Raw genomic sequence first — 22,876 nt, 5'->3', positions numbered from 1 at the left:
ACGAACACACCCTTTTTTATCCATTACACTTGAACTTCAAGCTCAAGTACCCGAAGGAAAACGAATAACGGCCTCTGTTCCAATCCCCTTCTCGCTGCTATATTCTATATTTCCATCCATTGCCTCAATAATCCGGAACGTCACCATCATGCCAAGCCCTGTGCCCTTCGTTTTATTGGAGAAATAGGGTTCACCAAGTCTCATCAGCTCCTGCTCATCCATGCCTATTCCGGTATCCTGTACATGAATAAAAATTTCCTTGCCTCTGGAATAAGCCTTGACTCTAACCTCGCCATTGCCTTGAATGGCCTCTATGCTGTTCTTGAGAATATTAATAAACGCTTGCTTAAACTTGGAGGTGTTCCCCCGAACCCATAGGTTCTCAGGTACATCCATCGTAATGACACAGCCCTCTAGATTCGCCATCGGGATCAGCACACCTTCAATGTGATTAAATTCTTCCGCGAGATTAATAAGCCTGATCTGATCAAATTCCGGTTTCGCGAAGGTTAGAAAATCATTGATAATCTCGGATGCCCGATCAAGCTCCTCAATAGCGATACTGACATATCTTCGATTCCTCAAATTCTCCTGCTTGCTCATCAGCTGCAGAAATCCGCGGGTTACCTGAAGGGGATTTCGCACCTCATGTGCGACAGAAGCGGCTAATTCGCTTATTATCTTGATCTTTTCCGAGCGCTGCAGCTCGTTATTGAATACTTCAAGCTCTTTCGTATACAGCTCCACTTGCTCATGCTTGTCCCATAAGGGATTCGTCTTGATGATCACAAGAGAGACCGTGAATGCCAGCATTCCCCACTTGATCATCCAGAAGTCATACCAATTCAAGGTATAATATAGAATCCATTCGACAACGGCAGTGACTGTAAGTATTCCAGACCCGTATGATAGCAAATGGGCTTTACGATTCCCCTTAAGCGCCTCCTGAATTGTAAAATAGGTCAGCAAAATAAGCTCAACAATAAACGCAACGCCAAACACAGGCCGGGTCAGAAATTCATAAAACGGATATATGACATCTCCCGTTAACGCATTGACGACATTAACAAGCATACAAAATACTATGTATATCAGCATGGATTTCCACAGTTTGTTAATTAGTCCGCCAGGTCCAGGGCCGATCATCTGTTCAAAACAATAGGCTAGCAGTGGCAGCAGCAGAATTAAGCTGGCTTCGAAGCTAGTGACCAGAATACCGCTATAGTCAGGATACAGCGTGTATAAAGCCGGTGAATACAACAAGATAACCAGCCCGAAGCATATGATGACTCCCGTCATTGAGGACCACTGTCTGGTGTTGACCCGGGTCATAAAGATGCAGGTTACCACAATAATGATCGCAAGCAGGAGCAAGATACCTCCAATTAGGGCAGAAGATATACCATCCCTCAGATACATGCCGATTAAATCCTTATAATATCCTGCCCATGCGTCCTCGCTTAATCCTACAGTTCGATCGCTGCTGTGTGTCCAGATGTACACGGTCTTGCCTGAATCCTCTTGATCCAGAGGCAGCAGAAGATGATTTCGATCAAACGGATAATGATTGGTTTGTCTTAATACAAGCTCTTCATCGATATAAATATCAATCTGCTGTCCATAAATATATTCAAACAGAATTCCCGAACTCTCATCCAGATCGGCTGGCAGCTTGATTCGGGTCCATGCCGCGTGAGCTATAGATGGATCCTTATCATCGGGTAAATAGCCGTCGTCAATCGTTGTCCACTTATAATCTCCCCCCATCAGCTCCTCATAGCTGACGTTCACACTGTCATTAAACCAGAGCATGTCCCGCGACAATTTCTGTATATCCTTCTCCTCTGCGTGCAAGACTGCTTGCGGCAGGATGAAGAGTACCCCTAGTAAACACAAGATGATAGCCGCCGATACTCTGGGCCCGATCCTCATTAGAACACCTCAAGACTCGATAAAATAAAATTAATACACATCCTTATTTTTCCACACTTTATTGTTATCTACAATACTATTCTCGCGCTCATCCCGAAGTCGCTCCTGCTCTGCTTCATACTGATTCTTGATCATTTCTTGTTCTTTCTGTTCTACTTCCTCCCGATATTCAAGCCAGATCAGACTCTCCTCATCCTCGTAAATGGTCCATATATCTGAGAATAGGTAGTCCTTGATCTCCACAACCCTGCCCTTCCATAAGCCTGAAGACCAATATAGCCCATCAGGTTTACGAATGACTGTCCGTGAGTAACCAGGTGTAGATGCTTTTTGACCGACCTTAATAGATGCGATCATATTCGAGAATGTAAACCATTCCATCACCTGTCTTCCTCCATTCCTACTGACTCTCTATATTTTATAGCGAAAAAGCAGTTTTCGAAACCATATTCCTTCTACCCAATTGATTCGAGATCGAAAGCCGGGTTTAAGAAATAGGCAAGTACGATTGACTCCCATCACATTTATGAAGGAGGATATAAAAAATGAATAACTCGCAACGAAATGTGGAAGTCGAGCACAAGGATGTCCAGAAAAAATCCGATTCCAGCTTAGTCGCATCTACATTTATAAAATATGCAGCCTACATCATCCTATTTTTTGGATTCCTATACTTTCTCGTTAAATTTGTATTCCCCATGTTCTAATTGGACACTCTATCTGTAATTATGATCTGCTACGAACTGCTATGAATTACTATAAAGTTATATAAGACTTAAAGGAGAGATAAGGAATGGATAATAAGCCTCATACTAGTGAAGCGGATTTTGCCTATGACCGTTACAGATCCCTGCAGGAGCCGGACCCGCTGAATACCGTACCTGAAGATGATTTAGATTATGTAAACACGTATACAGAACAAACCATAAGCCTTGATGAAGATACGACACCGCTTGATGCCGAAACTGTTCAAAAGGAAACGATGCAGGATGTGCGCAGCTCCTCCTCCATTGAGTTTGCAGCCGATGAGGATTTCATGGACAGGCAGGATGTGATTGTCCGTTCCAGCGAGCCCGACCTCACGTCCGTACCTGATGCAGATGATATCGAAGCAAACAGCCCGGTTGATCCCGCTGCTCCAGACCCTGATGCCATGCATGGCACTGATCTCATTAATGGAGCCGGCGGCGATTCGGAGAAATGAATGTTAAACCAATAGATTAGACTAACAAGTTGTTGCCTTGTCTTATTGCAGCAGCTTGTTTTTTTGTGTACACATTTGAGCCACGTTGAGCTATGACATTTTCGTGTCATTTCGTCTGAATATTTCTAAACGGATAAAAAAAAGGTATGATGAGAACATATTCAAACTATATCAAGGAGGAAACAGCATGTTGTTCAGATCCAAAGGCTTCAAATTCCTCTTTCTCCTGACTGCGCTTGTCGTAATTCTGACAGGATGTGGAAAGGATACTGCAGAGAATGACGAGCTTGAGTTTGGAGGGATTGGTGTTCCTGACCCTGAGAAGTCTCATCCGGTTGCTACCCTTGAGCTGTCAAATGGCAAGCAGATCGTAATGGAACTCTACCCGGAAATTGCTCCGAATACGGTGAACAATTTCATTTCCCTTGCAAACAGCGGCTTTTACGATGGAACGATCTTTCATCGGGTTATCCCGAACTTTATGATACAGGGCGGCGATCCTGAAGGAACAGGGACCGGCGGTCCTGGTTACAGCATCAAAGGCGAGTTTACAAGCAACGGGGTGAAGAACCATCTGCTGCATGTCCGCGGTGTCGTATCCATGGCCCGGTCGAATGACCTTGATTCCGCTGGATCCCAATTTTTTATTGTACAAGCTGATTCAGAGCATCTGGATAATCTTTATGCCGCTTTCGGTAAAGTGACCGAAGGGCTGGACGTCGTCGATGAAATTGCCAATCTTGAACGAGACCAGAACGACCGGCCGGCAGATCCGCCCGTGATGACTAAGGTTACTGTAGACACGCTGGGTGTCGATTACCCGGAACCGGAGAAGATTGAATAGAAGCAACAGCAAAAGACCGGACTCCTTCGATTGTCCGGTCTTTATTACGTACGCCATTTATTGTGCAAAACAATTACCATATTAATCTAATCCATCCCATTATCGAAATCCAGAGCGGAACACTGAGCAGGATGCCCCACATTAACCCTTTTAATAGCTGCGTGTTTAGTTCCAATAGCAACGACCCCTTCACTGTTTAATTAGTCGTAGTATCGGTGTTCAAAATGAGCTATATACTCTAGTTCGCTTATTTCTTCCTCTACTTTATATTACACCAATTTTTAGAAAGCGCTATCATTAATTTATTCCTATTCAACATTAATGCGACTTATACTTCCAATGGACCATGTTTACCTGTTATAATTTTGCTACGATGAAACGGAGGGATCATCATGGTCAAAAAAAGAAACACACAGTCCAGGCAGTCGTCTAACCGTACTTCGAGCCGTGAAGAATCCGGAGCAGCGACGCTAAAGGACATACTGAGCGATGAAGTGCTCGGTAAGCTCAAGGCACAGGCCAAGGAGATTAAGGCAGCCGATGCTGCACGCCAGGAAGAAGCTCGCCGTATAGCAGAAGAGAAGAAAAAAGCGGAGCAAAAAAAACTCGATAACAATTTTGAATATCTTCTAGAGAACAGCAAACTCGATTGGCACAAATATAAATAAAATGACAGAATCCCCAAGTACTGACCTGTAAAGACAAGTCCTGTACTTGGGGATTCTGCATAATATTGCACTCCCCCTCTTCCCCATGATTCAACCTACCTCTGGCAGGGGTATTTCTACGTTAGAAAGCTTCACGAATAATAGATTATGGATTAGGGAGGAATCGTTATGCCGAATCTTCGATTTGAGAATAAGATTGCCATTGTGACCGGGGGAGGTTCCGGCATAGGGCAAGCAGCTGCAATTCGCTTAGCAGAGGAAGGCGCTCACGTGTTTATGCTGGATCGTACCGTCGAAAGAGCAGAAGAAACCAAAAGCATGATTGAGCAAAACGGCGGAACTGCTGATGTTATTGAATGCGACATCGCGAAGCCCGAGATGGTGAAGCACGCGATTAACACCGTTGCAGAACGAGCAGGACGAGTTGATGTTGTCTTCGCCAACGCCGGTGTAAACGGAAAAATGGCGCCGATTGAAACGATGGAAATTGAAGATTGGGACCAAACGATGTGCATTAACATGAGAGGTACGTTCGCCACGGTAAAATATGCAATACCTCACATGAAGGAGAATGGCGGAAGCATCATTATTAACAGTTCCATCAATGGTAACCGCGTATTCTCTAATATCGGCTTCTCCGCTTATGCATCAACCAAGGCCGGTCAGACTGCATTTATGAAAATGGCCGCACTAGAGCTGGCTAGATATAAAATTCGGGTCAACTCCGTTCACCCGGGGGCTATTGACACGAATATCGATTCCAAGACGGAGCGCTCTGAGGATCTCGATCAGGTTCAAATTCCGGTCGAATTCCCTGAAGGAGATCAGCCGTTGGCCGGCAAGTCAGGCAAGCCTGACCAAGTCGCTTCCCTGGTCTTGTTCCTTGCTTCAGATGAAGCCTCCCACATTTCCGGTACCGAGGTCTATATCGATGGAGCAGAATCTCTGCTTCGCGGATAACAAGGCAAGGCATATGAAAGAACCTCCATGCTCCTCAAGTAGGAACGAATATGGAGGTTCTTGTTTGATATAAGACTTGCATCTTAAGCTTTTGAGTATCTCAAGTACGAACCTTCAATCTCTTTTTAATCTGTGTTGCAACGAGTTCAAGTATGATCGCGAATGCCAGAATTAGATACGTAATAAATCCGACCTCTCTCACATCATAATAGAAGCTGCTGGCCATAAACATGTCGAAGCCAATACCACCAGCCCCAGCGGCTGCGCCCATTGCGACAGCAACAGCAAAATTAATCTCGAAGCGCATAAAGGTCCAAGAGATCAAGTACGACATGGAGGAAGGAATAACCGCCTGAAATACGATCTTCCACCAGCCGGCCCCACTCGCCTTCAGGGCTTCTATTACCCCTTTATCCAGCTCCTCAAACGACTCTGAGAAGGCCTTGACCAAGTAGCTGACGGAGTGGAACGTCATCCCGATTACAGCAGCAACCCCTCCAAGCCCTGCAGCGACAGCAAATATTAATACCCACAACACGGTCGGAACTGCCCGGATAAAAGATACGATGGCCTTTACCACAACAGATGCCGTCTTCGTGCTTAAATTTCTTGCTGCAAGCAGTGCCAGGAACAAGGCGATAACTCCGCCAAAGATCGTCGTCAGGAAGGCGAGTCCGAGCGTGATGCTGACCTGCTTCAGTGCTTCGCCAAATGTAAAATGATTCATCTGCGGTTCCAGGAACATCGTTCTGATCGTCTCCCCTGTCGAGAGAACCGCATCCCAGAACTGAAGATCCTTATAATCAAACGTCAGAAATCCGTAAATGGTAAGAATCAGCAGCATAACAAGTGTTGTTGATATGACAAAGGACGATTTGTTGAAGGGCTTCGCCTTGATTCGCTTCTGAGGTACCGAATCTGTGCCTTTTCCAAGCTCATAAGAAGAATGTTCCATGATTACAGAATAACCCTCCTCACATAATTCGATATCGTCTCAATCAGTAGGATCGTTGCAACGATGACCAGGACGACGAGTGAGGCGGAGCTGTAATTCAGACTCTTGTAATATAGACTGAACAAGAAGCCGATCCCTGTTCCTGTCAGAATACCGATAAGTGTTGCATTTCGAATATTCGTCTCGACGGTAAACAGAATCCAGCTGATCATTTGCGGTATGCTGGAGGGAATCACCGATTTGAAAATGATACATAAAAAACTGGCCCCCGTTGCACGCAGTGCCTCAACAGAGCTGTTGCTGACTTCATCAATGGATTCGATAAAAGCCCTCGTCAAGAACCCGAAGGAACCGAAGAACAAGGCGAAATATCCAGTAAGCACACTCTGACCAAAGGATAGAAGCAGGATCATCGACCAAGCTGCGACATCAATATTCCGAAACAAAGTGGCAACTGAGCGGCCGATGAAGCTGAGTACACCGTCCCCTCCGGTTGTCTGCGACCCCATGATCGCGAAGAACAGAGCAAAGCCTGCAGCAATGGTCGTTGCCGCGATAGACACGAGCAGTGTCTCAAGCAGTGAGGCAATAATGTCGGGCAGCTTGTCCATCGCTTCCGCGTTTGGATAGAAGTTGGATACTGCCCATTCTGCTGCCTTAGGCACCGAGGTGAAGCCTTTGACCACATCATATTCGGTGATGACGATCGCGCAAATGGTAAGGACAAGAATCAAGGCACAGTAGAATAGGGAGTTTCTTCTTTTTCGGGCAAAGAAATTAGCCTGCATGCTGACTTCCTCCGTCAGCCGACATATACTCCGTAAGCCTTGATCCATATATGAGTTGAAGCTCTGCAGTTCCAACTCCAGCAGGTAAGCCATCATATACGATCTCACCCTTGTTGACCCCGATGATTCGGTCCGAATATTTCAGAGCGACATCTACCTGGTGAAGATTGACAAGCACCGTAATCCCCATTGAAGAACAAATACTGCGAAGATGCTCCATAATAGTCTGGGATGCATTCGGATCAAGTGAAGCAATCGGTTCATCACATAACAACAGTTTTGGGTCCTGAATGAGTGCACGTGCGATGCCTACTCTCTGCTTCTGCCCGCCGCTTAGCTGATCGCAGCGCTTGTAGATTTGTTGTTCCAATCCAAGCATCTTCAATATGGCATACGCCTGTCTCTTCTCTTCCTCAGAATAAATTCCTAGAATACCTGCGAAAGTTGACTTATAGCCAAGCCTGCCATGCAGCACATTCTCAATGACGCTTAAACGTTCCACAAGATTATAATGCTGAAAAATCATGCCGATTCGGGTTCTAAGCTGTTTTAATTCACTCTTCTTAAGACGGTTTACATTCTGCCCATCAAACATAATCTCTCCACTGCTTGAATCGATCATTCGATTAATACATCGAAGAAGAGTCGATTTCCCTGCTCCAGAAGGACCGATAATCGATACGAATTCTCCGGTATTCACGGTGAAATTCACATCGGTCAGTGCTTTGGTATCTTGGCCATATTGCTTGTGCACCTCATTCAGCTGAAGTAACTTCGTCATAGCTGTGCTGCCTCCTAACCCTCAACTTGCATTCCTTGATTATCAATTACAGACCTGACAGCTCCCGAATTGGATTAAACCACTCATCTTCCACTGGCAGGAATTTCTCATCCCCTGACTTCTTCTTGAACAAACCGGAAGCTTCAGATTCCACAGGAAGGAATATCTTCTCATTGTTCGTCACTTCATCTGAAGTAAAGAGCTCCTCAAGCTTGGCAATATCCTCTTCACTAACCGTATCTGTATTCACCACAAAAGGCGAATTAAGGACTGGCGTTACAGAAATTAGTGAAAATTGCTCTCCTGGAAGTGTATTGAACGGCTCAGCTGCATCGTCTTTTACGGTATATACGGCACCTGGCTTATTCGCTTCACCTTCCGTAAGCTCCACGTAGTTGGACACACATGTATCACAGAACGCAGCTACATCTGCTTTTCCTGTAAGCAAGTTCACTGCTGAGCCCTGATGGGAGCCGCCAAACAGAACTTCTTGGAAAAACTGATCATCTCCACCCATCAGCAAATCTTCCTCGGTCAAATCCTTATATTGTTCCTGGCCGCTGAAATACGTAATAATGCCAGAGGATGGAACTTTGAATCCGGAAGTTGAAGAATTGGATACGAAGGAAAACTTCTTGCCGGCAATTCCATCAATAGTGAATTGATCGCCGCTCTTATAAGCTTCTTCTTGTCCTTTTTTGACACTCAGCCAGCTGTAGTACACAGCATCCTCTAGCGTACCCGACTCTCCGCTTGGAACGACTAAAGGCAGTACCTTTTCATTCTTGGTGTGAGCCTCGATATAGCCTTGAGGCCCCATAAAACCAAGATCCGCATTTCCATTCGTGATCGCCTCGATGGCAATGATATAGTCTGTTGTCGTTTGATGCTCTACTTTCTTGCCGGTTGCTTCCTCTATAATTCTTCCGAACTCTTCCCTGGCATCCTTAAGATCAGCGCCGGATTCATTGGGATACCACACAAAAGTCAGCGTGTCCTTGGAATCTGCAGAAGCACCCTCTCCCCCGTTTCCGCATCCTGCCAAGACTACGATCAGTGATAGAATCAATACAATAGCTAACGATTTCTTCATCTTATACCCTCCCGGAATAAATACTATAGCCATACACAATCTAGTATAAAAGTCATATATTTTGAGAATGTTCGGGCAATTTTAAAACAAATCTCGATTTTTTCCATCAGATTAATATGATAGGGATTTAACATAGGATGTTTATCAACCCCGTGTTAAACAATGGATTAATTCAAGGCGTCTTGGAAGGTGCCATCTGTAATTCTGTACTCCCTGGTGCAAAGACTGTCCATAAATTCCAGGTCATGAAAAATACCCAGCATCGTCGTCCCTTCCTGCATCAGCTGCTCAATCAGCATCTTCACTCTAAGCTTTGAGGCTTCATCGAGACTTGCCGTCGGCTCATCCAAGAGCAGAAGCCGGGGGCGCTTTACCATCGCTCTTGCGATGTTCAGTCTCAGCTTCTCACCTCCGGAGAAGGTTGCCGGATAGCTGTTCCAGAGCCCCTCATCCAGCTCGAAGTGCGTCAGCATCTTCACTGCTTCTGCTTCGGCATACTCCGAATCATGTCCCATCTCAAGCACTGCCTCACGAACTAGCTGCTTCGCAGAGGTTCGGGGCATCACGTTCAGGAACTGGGACACATAGCCGATCTCGGATCGGCGAAGCTGGCTGATCATTCTTTCGGATACGGAAGCCAGGTTGATCCTGCCAAATTGGGCTGAATCATACCAGATTTCTCCTGTCCCAGGCAGATAGGTTCTGTAGATACATCTTAGAATCGTCGATTTCCCGCTTCCGCTTTTTCCGGTAATGCCAACGAATTCCCCTTCCTTCACATGCAGGTTAATGTTATGAAGTGCTGTAATCTGCTGGTTCATATGATGCAGCGTAAAGGATTTTGACATTCCTTCAATAGACAGCAGGTGTTGTGTCATCTCTTCATCCTCCTTGTTCACTTGCAATAGATCCGATGGACCTGAAACCCAGGTCTTTCGTGATACCTTTCGCCGTCTATTTAAATTCTGTAGTTTGTCTGCTGAATCAGCTTGCCATCGACGAAGACTGTCGTAATCACTGGGAACTGATCCGGCTCAAGACGTTCGACGATAAGAAGGTCCGCTTTTTTACCAATCTTGATGGAGCCGACCTCTTCATCAATATGAACCGCCTTGGCGGGATTAAGGGTGACAAGCTTAAACATCTCTGCAAGATCCCGGTCCAGCTCACTCGCCAATTGGAAGACCGCATGCAGCATTGAAGCCGGATAATAGTCGCTGCATAGTACATCAATAACCCCTTCGCTTATTGCCTCCTGTGCTGACAGATTTCCGCTGTGAGATCCGCCCAATATGACATTGGGTGCACCAGCGATAGTGAACATTCCCCTGTTCTTTGCCTCACGTGCAATTTCAAGCGTGATCGGGAATTCACTGATGGTCGTTCCGAAGCTCTGTACCAGCTCCAGCTTGTCCAGCGAGTCGTCGTCATGTGACGCAATAGCAATGCCTCGCGAGGCCGCTAGTTCTGCAATCTCTCTAATACTCTCAACCGTTAATTTCTCCTTCGTCTGATGATTGGCAATCAGCACGCTCAGTCCTTCGTCCGTCACATCATCGTAGCCGCGAATCGTTGTCTTATATACCTCCAGGTCCCTGTATTGTCCTTGACCAGGTGTGTGATCCATAAAGGAGACCAGATGTACTTTATCCTCTTTAATGTAGGTTTTTAGATTATCTACCTGGTTGAGATTATCGATCTCAAAGCGGGCGTGGAACCGATGCCGAATCAAATGCTTCTCATAGTGGGTCTGATTAATCAGCTCGAGCAGCTTGCGCACATTCTCCGGCTCACGGATCGGGCGGTACTTGTAATCCGCCGATTTGAAGATAGAGAGTGAATGATACATCGTCGTGATGCCATGCGAGATAAGCTCCTTCTCTGTTTCCCTCAGGCTCAGGCCAAAATGGATCAGCGACGTTGGGCGCGGTGCTGTCATATGCTCAATGTAATCGGAATGAATGTCAATCATGCCCGGTGTGACATAACCGCCCTTCGCATCAATAATCTCCGCATCGGATCGGTGTGCTTCCTCCCCCGCAGGAACCATTCCTGCAATCCGCCCGTGTTCGATCAGAAGGTCATAGCCCTCCAGAAGAGCCTCCTCTGTCACAATAATTCCACCTGTAATCACATACATAGGAACGACTCCCTTCCCCATTTTTCATCACGATTCTTAATCTCCTTACGATCCTTACAATAACGAGTGAACAAGCTGCTGTGTATAAGCATGCTGAGGATCCTCCAGAATTTGATCCGTTAAGCCCTGTTCAATAATCTGCCCATCCAGCATAACGAGGGTGCGGTCGGCCAGCATGCGAATGACTCCAAGATCATGGGATACCAGCAGGATGCTGATATTCAGCTCTCTCTGCAAATGCTTGATCAGATCAAGCACACTTGCCTGCACGGACAAATCAAGACCGGTAGTCACTTCATCAAGCAGAAGTATCGGTGGATTGTTTGACAATGCCTTCGCAATCTGGACTCTCTGCTGCATTCCACCAGAGAAGTTCTCCGGTGCTTCCTTCATGCGATATACAGGAATATGAACCTTCGTGAGCAGCTCGCTCCCGCGTTCTTCCATCGCCTGCACATGGCGGCTTCCTGCCGCAATCATCTTCTCGGCAATGTTGCCGATTGAAGAGAACCGCAGGCGCAGCCCCAGCACCGGGTTCTGGTACACCTTGCCCATCAGCTGGTTGCGAATGTATCTTTTTTGCTGGGAAGACTCCTCGAACAAATTAATCGAACCGTCCTTGTACACGTTTAGTATGGCTTCCCCGCTGGTGACGTCCTGATCAAAGTACAGACATTTCATCAGCGTCGATTTCCCGCTGCCGCTCTCCCCAACGATCCCCAGCACTTCTCCTGGATACAGATCAAAGCTTACGTCCCGGCAGGAATACACGGTCCCGCAGACGGGGCAATAGTTTCGGTCCAGCTGTCTGTCAGCCGGATTACTGCATCTTGGGCATCCTGTACCAAACTGCTTGTTCAAATCTCGTATTTTCAAAATAGGCTCATCTGAAGCATGCATAACTCTCACCCCTCTTCATTAGCGTTTTTCTTCCATAGATGAGCTCTGCTCATTTACTCTAGCCATGCAGTAACTGGTATCGTTACACTGGTAATAAGTCGTCTCTGCCTCCGCATCGTACAGCTCATCCATAAACACATGCTCAGCTCCGCACTGAGCACATTGGATACCGCTGAAGCTCTCTGGAGCGAACGGCACATCTTCGAAATCCAGAGATTCCACTCTAGTGTAAGGCGGTACGGCGTAAATCTTCTTCTCTCTGCCCGCTCCGAGAAGGATGAGCGCCTCAGAGCTGTTCAGCTTGGGATTATCGAACTTAGGGATCGGGCTTGGTGCCATCACATAGCGATCCTGCACCATAACCGGATGATCGGCACCGGTTGATATACCTCCATACTTCATAATCTGCTCGAACAACATCAGCCAGGCTCCGCTGTACTCCTTCTCTCCGTGAAGCCGTTTCGTTTGCAGCTCACTAGACTCGTATGCACGAAGCGGTTCTGGCATAGGCACCTGCAGTACAAGAATTTGTCCTTCCTGAAGCGGCACCTCTGGTACCCGGTGACGTGATTGTATCAACGTTGCATCTTCCGTATCATCAACAGTCTGGATTCCGGTCGTCTTCTGAATCAGCTTCTTGATACTGACCGCGTTGACCGATTCATCCGAGCCTTGGTCAATGACTTTAAGCTTATCGTCTTGACCGACAAGCGATAGTGTAAGCTGTAATCCGCCGGTTCCCCATCCCCGTCCGATGGGCATCTCTCTTGAAGCAAATGGAACCTGATACCCCGGAATGGCAATCGCCTTCAAGGTTGCCCGGCGAATTTCCCGTTTGGATCCTTCATCTAGGAAGGCGAAATTATAGGCATTATGCATATTGATTCTCCTCTGCGGCGCTAGGTTCAGCTGCCTTTCTGATCTTGCGCACATCATTCAGTTTGGACTGGAATGTGACGTAATGCGGCATTTTCAAATGAGAGATAAATCCGGTTGACTCTACCGAATCGATATGATAGAGCACGAACTCTTCATTCTGTGTTGGAATGGACTTGTCACCCGCCTCCAGACTCTTGTCCAAAATACTCATCGCAATAGCCTTCGTCTCGTTCTGGCCGTAGCATAATCCGTAACCAAAGTCGAACTCCAGCTCCTTCTTCCCGTGCTCCTTATCTACAGTGCTCGGAACGAGCATCTCAACCTCTGTAACTTGGATATCTCCGATGTAATAAGCATCCTCCTCGTCTCCATCACTCTCAAATGGACTATTTACATAAACAGGGAGATACCCTACTCGCAGCTCGCCCACGGTTGGATGTACCATGCCGTAGCCCCGTATAACCGCGTAAGCAAGAGAAGTTACCGCCCCCGTCTGTCCCCGTGATAAGATCTGCAGCTTCTCACTGCGGCTTGCCGGAAAAGCCAGGCTGGTCCGTGTCACATCATCCGGCTCTGTGTGATCCAGCGGGCATTCCGGAATCAGACCTTCCCGGCGAAGGTAATCAAGTACTTTGGGAAGCGCACCGCTCTCCATGTTTTTTGAAGCTCCTACAGCATCTCCATCAGCGTCGTCTTGTTTAGAATAAGCAGCCAGCCATTCGCGAATGTCGGTTTCCGTCTCTTCCCGCAATTCGAAGTCGAGCAGTCGGTGGGAGTAATCCGTCGTCGCTCCAAGAATCTGCCCCCCTGGAATGTCCTTAAATGATGCCGATATTCTCCGCTCTACCCGCATTTGATCTGATGTGACCACCTGGGAGTAGGCTTTGCGAGGCAGTGTCGAGCGGTAAGCTCTGAGCAGAAATACAGCCTCCTCGGGATTGCCCTCCGCCTGCTTAATGGCAAGTGCTGCAAGGGATTCACTGTACATGCTGCTCTCGGACATCACTTGATCTATGAGCCCCCGCATTCCGGCCTCAATATGTGAGGTGGACAGCGTCTGTTCTCGCTTCACTCGTTCGTATTGAAGGCGCCGAAGCGACTCCTCAATTGCCTTCGTGCCCCCCTTGACTGCAACGTAACCCATTTAATGCACCTCCTGCTCCATTTGAGTCGTTCTTGGCAAAGCTAATACGCGATGAGAAGCATCTGCGAATATCATATCGACACCAAGTGGGAACTCTGCATTTCGTTCTGCCCGAACCATCTCCCAGTTCCCCATGGTCAGGGTCTGCATTTCGCACACCGTATATTGATCGATTCCAGGCCCTCGAAGTAAACGCCGCTCGCCGCTGACGACGCTGGGCAGCTCGGCGATGAGTGTTGCCGATAAATGCGGATCATTCATTTCTCCAATTCTCGCGAGCTTCAGTGCCTCAGACACGCTGCCGGGGGCTGCGGTATGTGTAACGAATATATAATCAGCATCGTGTACTTCTGCACGTTTCGCATAGGTTAACCGGCTGATATACTGTGTCAGCTCTTCCTCGTCCTCACCAATGATCTTAAAGGTTACTTCCGTATCCAGAAGCATCCTCGCAAGCACGAGTGTTACAGCATAGCAGTCTGTTCTATGATCCAATTTAAGAGCAGCATCAGATAGATCCTGGACTGTACCTGGTCTCGATAATGCATCTACTACTTTTCGATAAGCTTGTTGTATGTCATGAACTTGATTCAGCATATCTGCTCCCCCTTAATCCTGATCCATTGTGTCAAAATCGACCTTGGTAGTGAGCAGCCTACGGCGCTTCTCGGCCCGCTCTTCGATAAGCATTTCCTGTTCCTTCAGTAGCAGTGCTTCCCAATGCGCCGTTTCATCCAGCCCTGCCGAATATGCGGCATCGATCACTGCTAGATGATATGCCGCCTCGCTCTCCTCGCCTCTGACGAGTCCGATTCCGATGGATTCGCCTACCTTAACCTTACATTCCGTTACCAGTACTTCACCAAGGTAAAAAAGACTTTGCTTCGCTGTCTCCCTCACCTTCACCATCACAAGTCCCGGGTTCGGCTCTTCAATGATGCTTGTCTCATATTTGCCTACAATTTCATCCGCCATTGACTTCATGAGTACAGGCGGTCTGCTAATGAGTATCTCTGTCCTCTGCTTCCGTTTCATATATAAGCCTCCAATCTCTTCAAGCCGGCCATGGCTGAATTAGATGACATAAGTAAATGAATCTCCCCTGTACATAATTTTGCTGTATTCAAGCGTTTGTCCCGATTCCTTGTCTGCGCAAGCAGATTCCAGCACCAGCAAAGGGATCAGACTGGAGCATTCCAAGAGCTCACGCTCCTGCTTGTTCGGATAAGTCAGCCTTAATTGTGTCTGATGGGATTGAAACGCTGTATATCCTTTGCTCTTGTAGTATTGAAAGATGGAGCCGAGCTCTCTGCCGGCATGTCCGATATCAGGAAACCGGGTCTCCGATACGTATGAGCTGTGCAAGGCGAGCGGTTGACCCTCGATCAATCGGAGCCGGTCTATTCTATAGACATTCTCTTGCTCCGAGGCTTGAAGCATTTCATAGATTTTGTGATTGAATACAATTTTTTCGCATCGTATATTTCTTGACTCATAATCGAAGCCCATCTCGATCATCTTCTGACTGAAGCTCTTATCCGAATTCAGTACAAGAGGAATCTGCTGATGCCTGTCCCTGACAAAGCTGCCCTTGCCTTGCATAGAGTAGATATATCCCAGCTCCTGCAGTCTCTGATAAGCTTTGCGAGCCGTGATCCGGGGAACCTTCATCCTGTCTGCGATCTCATTCTCCGACGGGAGCTTATCATGCGGCTCATACCTTCCTGACTGTATGCTTGAAACGAAATAATCCATAATTTCCATCTCATCAGACATCCCGACATTCCCTCCCGTTCATCGTAAAGTCAGGTCAAGCTTGAGTTGTGAAGATGCCTTTGGCTGGCCTTGATTGCCGTTACTGCATTCATCCCTGGACTTTTGCTGCCAAGTCGTACTTCCTTCTCGCCGTAAAATCCATGAAAATCAGATCCGCCTGACATAAATAGTCCATGCTCTTCTGCAAGCATCATGACTCGCTTCTCGTCTTCTGGACCATGCAGCGGATGCAGCCTTTCAATTCCTTGCAGTCCGTAAGATACGAGCTCAGGAACGATATCATAGCTGTCATATTGACCCGGATGAGCTAATACCGGAACTCCCCCTGCCTGCAGAATTGTGCTTACCGCATCCTTCGCGCTGACATATTCCATCGGCATGTAGGCAAGACCGGGAGCTTCCCCGCTGCTTCCACGGGAGAACAACGTTTTGTACAGCCCGCCATATATGGATTCTGTGTAGCCCGCATCGATTAATGCATGCATGATATGCTGCTTATAGACACCGGTTCCACCTGCTGCATACTCCTTCACCTGTTCCCAAGTAATGTGATATCCGTTAGCCGCCAGAAGATTTACTGCCCGCCTGCAGCCTTCATGTCTCCGCTCTATCAGCGGATTGCAGAGCTCGGCGATGCCCCTGTCAGCCGGATCAATCATGTATCCCAAAATGTGAACCCGGCGATTTCTTGTAAAATCGTAGGCCGATATTTCAATGCCAGGTATGATTTCTATTCCTTTTTCTGTGCCTTGAAGGACCATTTCACTGAGGCCTGACGTTGTGTCATGATTCGTTATTGCAAGGCATGTGACATGCTCTTGCTCAGCCAGCTCAAGTACTTCCTCAAAAGTACAGGATCCGTCCGAAATCCGGGTGTGGCAGTGCAGTTCCACCTTCATTAAGCGAACCTCCATTTGTTAATGATCTCTCTGTACCTCTCTACGGACCTAGTCTAACTTGATGCCAAGTGCACATGGTCAAAGCAGTGTAAACTGCAGGTTAAGTTTTGTTAGTTTTGTGGATTTTCAAGCAAAAAACCCTGCTGATTTCATTAAAATCAGCAGGGTTTTCCTTGGATTGAATTGTTTTCCTGTTTTTTTAGAGAGTTACTTGATCCTCGCTTACCGTCTTGCTTGTGGCTCGTGACGGTATATAGAAGAAGAAGGTGTACATCATGGCAAATAACACGAACGCGACCAGCTCTTCGACGAGAATATAGTAGGGATAAGGCCCAAGCATATCTAATATGGAAGGTGACTCCGGCTTGTGCGACAGGAACATATAATTCGCCCCGAACAATTGATTGAAGCACCACACGATACCCGCGATGACGTTAAGCAGCAGCATGGAGAGCGGAACCGAGGTTATTGTCAGTCTAATCTGCTCAATCCAGGTCATGTATAATGCAGCAGCGATAATTGCACCATGGGCGATGAAGAACTGTATGAAACGAAAATGAGGAAACGTGTATATCAAATCAGGTGTCATTAGTGCAGCCAGAGCACCGCAGATTCCGGCATAGAACACAAGGATATACAGCATTCGATTTCGGGTCACCAGCATAACACAAGATAGGAGAAGCGTAATGCTGCATAGCTCCAGTGGCAGTGTATAAACAGGGTCCCACAGATCATAGAACTGATACCATGCTTCAAGCATCAGCTGTGACAGGACCAGCACGGCCAGTAACGTATAGCGCAGCTTTTTTCGAGCCGACTCGGAGTGCTTCAGCTTCTGTCGATACAGAAGCATAACAAGCAGCAGAACCATTATGAAAGTCACCGCTCCTATATGAGCAAGGGACAAGAATTCAAACCTCGGTGCATCATAAGGATTGAAGATGGATAAATTCGCAATAACACGATGCAAGGATCTCTCCTCTTTCTTTCGAGAATAGAGTTTATTTGATCATAATGGATCTCTATGGGAATGAAAAGCCATGATATTAGAAGACAATCACTGAAATAGACATTGAAGTCCCAGTTAAAGTTCACAGCAAAATAGCAGTTGACATTCTATCAGTTTAATCATAAACTGATCTTAATAAGTTTAGTTCTAAACTCAAATTTCTTTGAAGGAGGAACTCGGATGAATGAAGCACACTTCACTCCTCCCCACCTGTCCAAACCGGAGGAACGGCTCGGTCTGCTGCTATGGTTCCGGCTATCCCGTATCTATAACCATAACATCAGGGAGAATAACCAGCATCTGAAGGCATGGAATTTATCAGCTGCTCAATTTGACGTCCTAGTTCAGGTGGGCACCGAGGAACGGTTATCACAGCAAGAGCTGGCAAACAAGCTGCTTGTCACCAAAGGCAATATTACTCAGCTGCTGAGTAAAATGGAGGAAATAGGTCTGATTCAGCGGGAAACCGAATGGAAGACAAAATATGTATCGCTTACTGATCAAGGAAGAACACTATATGACGAGGTTGTACCTGCACAAGAGCAATTCCAAGCATCCCAATTCAGCAAACTAAGCAAGGACGAGCGCAAGGAGCTGCTTAAGCTGCTCAAGAAGCTGCAAGACTAACTGATAATTCGCATGTATCCATTAGTATAATTTATATCCATTATGAGGAGGTTATCTTATTATGACTGAACTCGCTGCAATTAAAGGAATCCATCACGTATCTGCACTTACAGCCAAAGCACCAGAGAATTTCGAATTTTACACCAAAACCCTGGGCCTTCGCCTTATCAAAAAAACGGTAAATCAAGACGACAATTCGATGTACCATCTATTTTACGGTGATGAAAAAGGAAATCCGGGCACGGAGCTGACCTTCTTCGAAATGCCAAATGCGGGACAGACCCGCACAGGGACAAACAGTATTTCCGCTACTTCCCTTCGGGTGCCGAGCGATGCCTCCCTTGATTATTGGAAGCAGCGTTTTGAGGAGCTCAACGTCGATCATGATGATATTGTGGAGCGCGCTGGACGCAAGACACTGGCTTTTCGCGATTTTGAACAGCAGCGCCTCATTCTCGTCTCCGATGAGCATAATGAAGGAGTTGCCGGTGGAGTCCCTTGGGAGAAAAGTGTAATTCCTCAGGAGCATGCCATTGTCGGGCTCGGTCCGGTACAGCTGACGGTAGAGCAAGGTGAGCATACAGCAGCTGTGCTGATTGAAGTGCTGGGCTTCCGCCATAAAGGCAGCTATCCTTCCACGACTCCGGGGCAGCCGGATATTGAGGTGTACGAGGTTGGTGAAGGGGGCAGCGGTACTGAGATTCATATTGAAGAAAGAACGGATCTGCCTGTTGAACGTCCAGGACGTGGAAGTGTCCACCATGTGGCTCTGCGCGTAGAGAATGAAGAGCAGCTGAAGGCGTGGATACCGCGGATCAACAGCTATGGCTTTCCGAATTCCGGATTTGTTGATCGTTTCTATTTCAGATCCCTCTATTTCCGTGAAGGCAATCGTATCCTGTTTGAGCTGGCTACGGACGGCCCAGGCTTTGATACGGATGAGGACATTCTTCATCTGGGAGAATCTTTGGCCCTCCCCCCTTTCCTTGAGGACAGACGCAATGTAATTGAGAGTATGCTGAAACCGCTCGATACCAAACAATCGTAATATATTATCCGGTGGAATTAACCATATGTGTTCTATGGTTGATTCTAACTAGGTGGAATTAACCATATGTGTTCTATGGTTGATTCTAACTAGGTGGAATTAACCATATGTGTTCTGTGGTTGATTCCACCTTTTTTCTTAATTTTAACTGTCTCCCCTCTGTAGACAAATTGCACGAATCGGATAAACGCCTCCCCTGTCCATTTCCTCTTTATCTGCATATACTACATAGGGGAAAGATATAACCCTATTGCTTTTTTGTGAAAATCTTGGATGCTTTGAGGTATACTAGTAGTGCTTGTTTGCAAAACAGCGATGTACACTCGACAAGCACATCATAACCGTTTCCTATTGGAGGGAATAAAAGTGTCAGGATTAATTAGAACTGAAAAAGATTTTATCGGCGAAAAAGCCATCCCCGAAAATGCCTACTATGGCATCCAAACGATGCGCGCCGTCGAGAATTTTCCGATCACAGGAGTTCCTATTGAAAAGGAATTGATCACTGCATTAGCCGCTGTCAAAAAAGCCGCCGCCGCTGCCAACATGGACTTGAAGATGCTTCCTCAGCCGATCGGCAGTGCCATCATTACCGCTGCGGAAGAAGTCATGCAAGGCCAGCATCTTGATCATTTCATCGTTGATTCCATTCAGGGCGGTGCTGGCACCTCGATCAATATGAATATGAATGAAGTTCTCGCAAACCGCGGCCTGGAGCTGCTTAATCAAAACAAAGGCGACTACTTCCATTGCAATCCTAACAATCATGTAAATATGTCCCAGTCGACCAATGATGCCATTCCTACGGCCCTCCGAATCGCAGCGTATCGCTTAAGTGAGCATCTGCTGGGTACGATGAAGGAGCTTGCAGAGGGATTCAAACGCAAAGAGAAGGAATTCGATGATGTCGTCAAAGTCGGGCGTACTCATCTGCAGGATGCTGTTCCGATTAAGCTTGGACAAGAATTTGGTGCTTATGCAAGAGTCCTCTCCCGTGATATTGAACGGTTGGATCATGCAACCAAACGCCTCCTCTCCATCAACCTTGGAGCGACCGCTGTCGGTACAGGTCTTAACGCCAAAGTGGAATATATAGAGAAGGTAACCAGCCATCTATCGCAAATCACCGGACTCCCCCTCTATACAGCAGAAGATTTGGTGGATGCAACCCAAAATACGGACAGTTATCTTGAACTCTCGGCAGCACTCAAGGTATGCGCTGTGAACATGTCCAAGATCTGTAATGATATTCGCCTCATGGCTTCCGGACCAAGAGCAGGATTCTCCGAGCTGCTCCTGCCGCCGCGACAACCAGGCTCCTCCATTATGCCTGGCAAGGTGAACCCAGTCATGGCCGAGGTAATGAACCAGATTTCGTTCCAAATCATCGGTAACGATCATACCATTGCGCTGGCCTGTGAAGCAGGGCAATTCGAGCTGAATGTAATGGGACCGGTCATCGCCTTTAATCTGCTTCAATCCTTGAAAATAATGAATAACGGGATGAGTGCATTCCATGATTTCCTGGTGAAGGATTTAGAGGCAAACCGCAAACGGATCAAAGAGGTTCTGGATCAAAGCTTCAGCATGATTACTGCACTGAATCCACACCTCGGCTATGATGTTGCTGCCGGTGTTATTAAGGAAGCTCTGCGTACAGGCTCAACCATTACGGCCATTATTCTGGAACGCGGGCTGCTGACGCTAGAGGAACTGGATGAGATTCTACATCCTGAACAAATGACGACACCGGGTATTGCCGGAGAGCGTTTCCTGCATATGAATTAATTCAAGTCTTTGCCTCGTCTTCCTACGATCTACGAATTGGACGACAAGATTGAACAAGCCGTGTTCTCACTTGCGAGAATACGGCTTATTTTCCGTATTGGATTGTTATTTAACCTCCCTTCTCTCCATACATATGAAAGGAGAGAAGGGAGATATTGCCCATGTTAAACATGAACGAGCTGTATCGAAAAACGTTACTTACGATCGCCGGCAATAGAAGGGTTGAACGGCTTACCATAAAATACGGACAATCGCTCGCAAGACGATTTATTGCTAGTGAGCATTTGAATGGGGCTCTTGCGGAAGTACAGAAACTCAATGAGATTGGAATCATGGCTACTCTGGATCATCTTGGTGAGGGCATCAAGGAGCTGGATCAGGCGACGGTCTACCGCGATGAGTACCTTCGTCTAATCGAAGGGATATCTAAGGCGAAAGTCAAATCCAACGTATCTTTGAAACCAACCCAAATGGGGCTCGCCCTTGATCCGGAAGCATGCTACCAGAATATTCGGGCCGTCGCTCGCGAGGCCAAGTATCATCGTAATTTTGTCAGAATCGATATGGAGGATTCTCCTTACACCGAAGCCACTCTTCAGATGGTGAAAAGGCTCCACCAAGCGGGACTCACCAACGTCGGCACTGTCGTGCAGGCTTATCTATTTCGCACAGAACAAGATGTACTGGATTGTATCCAGAGTCATATTTCACTACGTCTGGTGAAAGGTGCATACAAGGAAGATGCTTCGATTGCTTATCAGAATGCAAAGGATGTACGCCACCAGTTTGAGCGCATCATTCAGTTACATTTGGATCAGGACGTTTATACGGCAATTGCTTCGCATGATGATCGGATCATTCAATTTACAAAGAGATATGCAGAGGAGCATGGAATTTCCAAGGAAAAATTTGAGTTCCAGATGCTCTACGGGCTGAGGATGCAGGAGCAAGAACGGCTTGCTGCCGAAGGTTACCGGGTGAGATGCTATGTGCCATATGGGACAATGTGGTACCCGTATTATACGAGGAGACTTGCGGAGAAGCCGGGCAACTTAATGCTGGTGTTGAAGAATATGGTCAGGTGAGAATAATTGCGAAAACCTTATATTTTGCTGGCCCGTGGGGGCTCTGTATGCGAATGTTCGTCCGATCGTTCTTGGATTGGAAAGCTTTTGAATTTGTCTATGCAGTATTCTTTCCAATCCAAATACGAACGCTGGCGCTTCTACCGAATCATTTCGCTTACTGAGCCTTTTGGCCAGCATTTGAGAGCCCTTCCCCTATTCTTCTCTTGGGGGAAGGGCTCGTTAGGTGTCCGATGGCCTTTCTTCATCGGACTCTTTGATGTGAACGGCTTGCTGGGACTGCTCTGTAGGTGGAAAGATTGGTTCGGCTGGCCATGGAGGGCTCTGTATGCGAATGTTCGTCCGATCGTTCTTGG

The 22,876-nt window shown here is 47.0% G+C and carries 26 protein-coding genes; 10 read left to right on the top strand and 16 right to left on the bottom strand.

Annotated features, from left to right (window positions below; translation table 11 throughout):
• Nucleotides 1-42: 42 nt before the first annotated feature.
• Together BM415_RS00870 and BM415_RS00865 are read right to left on the bottom strand one after the other, a co-directional pair.
• On the bottom strand, nucleotides 43-1,932 hold the full coding sequence (locus BM415_RS00870; RefSeq protein ID WP_091153593.1) for a sensor histidine kinase: 1,890 nt from the start codon (nucleotides 1,930-1,932) through the stop codon (nucleotides 43-45).
• Between the two features lie 30 nt (nucleotides 1,933-1,962).
• On the bottom strand, nucleotides 1,963-2,316 hold the full coding sequence (locus BM415_RS00865; protein WP_244533107.1) for a hypothetical protein: 354 nt from the start codon (nucleotides 2,314-2,316) through the stop codon (nucleotides 1,963-1,965).
• A gap of 161 nt (nucleotides 2,317-2,477) precedes the next feature.
• On the opposite strand from BM415_RS00865, the gene BM415_RS24920 reads away from it, so the two are divergent.
• The 5 genes from BM415_RS24920 to BM415_RS00845 all read left to right on the top strand — a co-directional run bounded on the left by BM415_RS24920 (nucleotide 2,478) and on the right by BM415_RS00845 (nucleotide 5,608).
• Entirely contained in the window at nucleotides 2,478-2,639 is a 162-nt protein-coding gene (locus tag BM415_RS24920; protein ID WP_170862326.1) for a hypothetical protein, read from the top strand.
• An 86-nt stretch (nucleotides 2,640-2,725) separates the two neighbouring features.
• Nucleotides 2,726-3,136, top strand: coding sequence for a hypothetical protein (locus BM415_RS00860; protein ID WP_091153591.1), 411 nt, complete (start codon nucleotides 2,726-2,728; stop codon nucleotides 3,134-3,136).
• Between the two features lie 187 nt (nucleotides 3,137-3,323).
• The gene (locus BM415_RS00855; protein ID WP_091153589.1) at nucleotides 3,324-3,980 is read left to right on the top strand and encodes a peptidylprolyl isomerase; all 657 of its coding nucleotides are present in this window, start codon (nucleotides 3,324-3,326) and stop codon (nucleotides 3,978-3,980) included.
• Nucleotides 3,981-4,372: 392 nt separating this feature from the next.
• Complete coding sequence (locus BM415_RS00850; RefSeq protein WP_091153586.1) at nucleotides 4,373-4,648, top strand: YqkE family protein; 276 nt, start codon at nucleotides 4,373-4,375, stop codon at nucleotides 4,646-4,648.
• A 168-nt stretch (nucleotides 4,649-4,816) separates the two neighbouring features.
• The gene (locus BM415_RS00845; RefSeq protein WP_091153584.1) at nucleotides 4,817-5,608 is read left to right on the top strand and encodes an SDR family oxidoreductase; all 792 of its coding nucleotides are present in this window, start codon (nucleotides 4,817-4,819) and stop codon (nucleotides 5,606-5,608) included.
• A gap of 100 nt (nucleotides 5,609-5,708) precedes the next feature.
• Here the strand turns inward: BM415_RS00845 and BM415_RS00840 are convergent, their stop codons facing one another.
• The 14 genes from BM415_RS00840 to BM415_RS00775 form a co-directional block, all read right to left on the bottom strand.
• A complete protein-coding gene (locus BM415_RS00840; protein WP_091153581.1) occupies nucleotides 5,709-6,563 on the bottom strand; it encodes a PhnE/PtxC family ABC transporter permease in 855 nt (284 codons plus the stop codon).
• A 2-nt stretch (nucleotides 6,564-6,565) separates the two neighbouring features.
• Complete coding sequence (locus BM415_RS00835) at nucleotides 6,566-7,351, bottom strand: PhnE/PtxC family ABC transporter permease (protein WP_091153578.1); 786 nt, start codon at nucleotides 7,349-7,351, stop codon at nucleotides 6,566-6,568.
• A complete protein-coding gene (gene phnC, locus BM415_RS00830; RefSeq protein WP_091153576.1) occupies nucleotides 7,341-8,132 on the bottom strand; it encodes a phosphonate ABC transporter ATP-binding protein in 792 nt (263 codons plus the stop codon). Before phnC ends, BM415_RS00835 begins: the two co-directional genes overlap by 11 nt.
• A 46-nt stretch (nucleotides 8,133-8,178) precedes the next feature.
• Nucleotides 8,179-9,225, bottom strand: coding sequence for a PhnD/SsuA/transferrin family substrate-binding protein (locus tag BM415_RS00825; RefSeq protein WP_091153574.1), 1,047 nt, complete (start codon nucleotides 9,223-9,225; stop codon nucleotides 8,179-8,181).
• 167 nt (nucleotides 9,226-9,392) lie between these two features.
• The gene (locus tag BM415_RS00820; RefSeq protein WP_091153572.1) at nucleotides 9,393-10,103 is read right to left on the bottom strand and encodes a phosphonate C-P lyase system protein PhnL; all 711 of its coding nucleotides are present in this window, start codon (nucleotides 10,101-10,103) and stop codon (nucleotides 9,393-9,395) included.
• An 80-nt stretch (nucleotides 10,104-10,183) separates the two neighbouring features.
• Nucleotides 10,184-11,365: a phosphonate metabolism protein PhnM gene (gene phnM, locus BM415_RS00815; protein WP_091153570.1), complete on the bottom strand. Its 1,182-nt coding sequence runs from the start codon at nucleotides 11,363-11,365 to the stop codon at nucleotides 10,184-10,186.
• 54 nt (nucleotides 11,366-11,419) lie between these two features.
• Nucleotides 11,420-12,265: an ATP-binding cassette domain-containing protein gene (locus BM415_RS00810; protein ID WP_091153568.1), complete on the bottom strand. Its 846-nt coding sequence runs from the start codon at nucleotides 12,263-12,265 to the stop codon at nucleotides 11,420-11,422.
• An 18-nt stretch (nucleotides 12,266-12,283) separates the two neighbouring features.
• Nucleotides 12,284-13,144, bottom strand: a complete 861-nt coding sequence (locus tag BM415_RS00805; RefSeq protein ID WP_091153566.1) for an alpha-D-ribose 1-methylphosphonate 5-phosphate C-P-lyase PhnJ — start codon at nucleotides 13,142-13,144, stop codon at nucleotides 12,284-12,286.
• Nucleotides 13,137-14,288, bottom strand: coding sequence for a carbon-phosphorus lyase complex subunit PhnI (locus BM415_RS00800; RefSeq protein ID WP_091153564.1), 1,152 nt, complete (start codon nucleotides 14,286-14,288; stop codon nucleotides 13,137-13,139). The genes BM415_RS00805 and BM415_RS00800 overlap by 8 nt, the downstream gene beginning before the upstream one ends.
• Nucleotides 14,289-14,885: a phosphonate C-P lyase system protein PhnH gene (gene phnH / locus BM415_RS00795; RefSeq protein ID WP_091153561.1), complete on the bottom strand. Its 597-nt coding sequence runs from the start codon at nucleotides 14,883-14,885 to the stop codon at nucleotides 14,289-14,291. It abuts the gene before it with no gap.
• Between the two features lie 12 nt (nucleotides 14,886-14,897).
• Nucleotides 14,898-15,323, bottom strand: coding sequence for a phosphonate C-P lyase system protein PhnG (phnG, locus tag BM415_RS00790; RefSeq protein WP_091153560.1), 426 nt, complete (start codon nucleotides 15,321-15,323; stop codon nucleotides 14,898-14,900).
• A gap of 39 nt (nucleotides 15,324-15,362) precedes the next feature.
• Nucleotides 15,363-16,064: a GntR family transcriptional regulator gene (locus BM415_RS00785; RefSeq protein WP_091153557.1), complete on the bottom strand. Its 702-nt coding sequence runs from the start codon at nucleotides 16,062-16,064 to the stop codon at nucleotides 15,363-15,365.
• 29 nt (nucleotides 16,065-16,093) lie between these two features.
• A complete protein-coding gene (locus BM415_RS00780; RefSeq protein ID WP_091153555.1) occupies nucleotides 16,094-16,963 on the bottom strand; it encodes a PHP domain-containing protein in 870 nt (289 codons plus the stop codon).
• 199 nt (nucleotides 16,964-17,162) lie between these two features.
• Complete coding sequence (locus BM415_RS00775; RefSeq protein WP_244533106.1) at nucleotides 17,163-17,933, bottom strand: YwaF family protein; 771 nt, start codon at nucleotides 17,931-17,933, stop codon at nucleotides 17,163-17,165.
• A gap of 219 nt (nucleotides 17,934-18,152) precedes the next feature.
• Between BM415_RS00775 and BM415_RS00770 the strand changes: the two genes are divergently transcribed.
• From BM415_RS00770 to BM415_RS24915, 5 genes are all read left to right on the top strand, one after another.
• Nucleotides 18,153-18,599 carry a MarR family winged helix-turn-helix transcriptional regulator gene (locus BM415_RS00770; RefSeq protein ID WP_091153552.1) on the top strand — a complete coding sequence of 149 codons (447 nt, stop codon included), beginning with the start codon at nucleotides 18,153-18,155 and terminating at the stop codon, nucleotides 18,597-18,599.
• Nucleotides 18,600-18,660: 61 nt separating this feature from the next.
• Entirely contained in the window at nucleotides 18,661-19,647 is a 987-nt protein-coding gene (locus BM415_RS00765) for a ring-cleaving dioxygenase (RefSeq protein ID WP_091153551.1), read from the top strand.
• Nucleotides 19,648-20,013: 366 nt separating this feature from the next.
• A complete protein-coding gene (locus tag BM415_RS00760) occupies nucleotides 20,014-21,435 on the top strand; it encodes an aspartate ammonia-lyase (RefSeq protein WP_244533105.1) in 1,422 nt (473 codons plus the stop codon).
• A 161-nt stretch (nucleotides 21,436-21,596) separates the two neighbouring features.
• Nucleotides 21,597-22,520: a proline dehydrogenase family protein gene (locus tag BM415_RS00755; protein ID WP_091153548.1), complete on the top strand. Its 924-nt coding sequence runs from the start codon at nucleotides 21,597-21,599 to the stop codon at nucleotides 22,518-22,520.
• Between the two features lie 87 nt (nucleotides 22,521-22,607).
• A partial coding sequence (locus BM415_RS24915) for a hypothetical protein (RefSeq protein ID WP_211753644.1) occupies nucleotides 22,608-22,876 on the top strand: 269 nt, incomplete at its 3' end.

Origin of the sequence: Paenibacillus sp. 453mf (genome assembly GCF_900116105.1) — a bacterium.
Taxonomy (GTDB): Bacteria; Bacillota; Bacilli; order Paenibacillales; family Paenibacillaceae; genus Paenibacillus; species Paenibacillus provencensis.
Note: the sequence above shows the minus strand (reverse complement) of the source record. Positions and strands in the feature narration are given on the sequence as shown.

Coding starts and splice junctions, on each gene's coding strand:
- BM415_RS00870 (WP_091153593.1), bottom strand. CDS start 1,932: ATGAGGATCGGGCCCAGAGTATCGGCGGCTATCATCTTGTGTTTACTA.
- BM415_RS24920 (WP_170862326.1), top strand. CDS start 2,478: ATGAATAACTCGCAACGAAATGTGGAAGTCGAGCACAAGGATGTCCAG.
- BM415_RS00860 (WP_091153591.1), top strand. CDS start 2,726: ATGGATAATAAGCCTCATACTAGTGAAGCGGATTTTGCCTATGACCGT.
- BM415_RS00855 (WP_091153589.1), top strand. CDS start 3,324: ATGTTGTTCAGATCCAAAGGCTTCAAATTCCTCTTTCTCCTGACTGCG.
- BM415_RS00850 (WP_091153586.1), top strand. CDS start 4,373: ATGGTCAAAAAAAGAAACACACAGTCCAGGCAGTCGTCTAACCGTACT.
- BM415_RS00845 (WP_091153584.1), top strand. CDS start 4,817: ATGCCGAATCTTCGATTTGAGAATAAGATTGCCATTGTGACCGGGGGA.
- BM415_RS00840 (WP_091153581.1), bottom strand. CDS start 6,563: ATGGAACATTCTTCTTATGAGCTTGGAAAAGGCACAGATTCGGTACCT.
- BM415_RS00835 (WP_091153578.1), bottom strand. CDS start 7,351: ATGCAGGCTAATTTCTTTGCCCGAAAAAGAAGAAACTCCCTATTCTAC.
- phnC (WP_091153576.1), bottom strand. CDS start 8,132: ATGACGAAGTTACTTCAGCTGAATGAGGTGCACAAGCAATATGGCCAA.
- BM415_RS00825 (WP_091153574.1), bottom strand. CDS start 9,225: ATGAAGAAATCGTTAGCTATTGTATTGATTCTATCACTGATCGTAGTC.
- BM415_RS00820 (WP_091153572.1), bottom strand. CDS start 10,103: ATGACACAACACCTGCTGTCTATTGAAGGAATGTCAAAATCCTTTACG.
- phnM (WP_091153570.1), bottom strand. CDS start 11,365: ATGTATGTGATTACAGGTGGAATTATTGTGACAGAGGAGGCTCTTCTG.
- BM415_RS00810 (WP_091153568.1), bottom strand. CDS start 12,265: ATGCATGCTTCAGATGAGCCTATTTTGAAAATACGAGATTTGAACAAG.
- BM415_RS00805 (WP_091153566.1), bottom strand. CDS start 13,144: ATGCATAATGCCTATAATTTCGCCTTCCTAGATGAAGGATCCAAACGG.
- BM415_RS00800 (WP_091153564.1), bottom strand. CDS start 14,288: ATGGGTTACGTTGCAGTCAAGGGGGGCACGAAGGCAATTGAGGAGTCG.
- phnH (WP_091153561.1), bottom strand. CDS start 14,885: ATGCTGAATCAAGTTCATGACATACAACAAGCTTATCGAAAAGTAGTA.
- phnG (WP_091153560.1), bottom strand. CDS start 15,323: ATGAAACGGAAGCAGAGGACAGAGATACTCATTAGCAGACCGCCTGTA.
- BM415_RS00785 (WP_091153557.1), bottom strand. CDS start 16,064: ATGTCTGATGAGATGGAAATTATGGATTATTTCGTTTCAAGCATACAG.
- BM415_RS00780 (WP_091153555.1), bottom strand. CDS start 16,963: ATGAAGGTGGAACTGCACTGCCACACCCGGATTTCGGACGGATCCTGT.
- BM415_RS00770 (WP_091153552.1), top strand. CDS start 18,153: ATGAATGAAGCACACTTCACTCCTCCCCACCTGTCCAAACCGGAGGAA.
- BM415_RS00765 (WP_091153551.1), top strand. CDS start 18,661: ATGACTGAACTCGCTGCAATTAAAGGAATCCATCACGTATCTGCACTT.
- BM415_RS00755 (WP_091153548.1), top strand. CDS start 21,597: ATGTTAAACATGAACGAGCTGTATCGAAAAACGTTACTTACGATCGCC.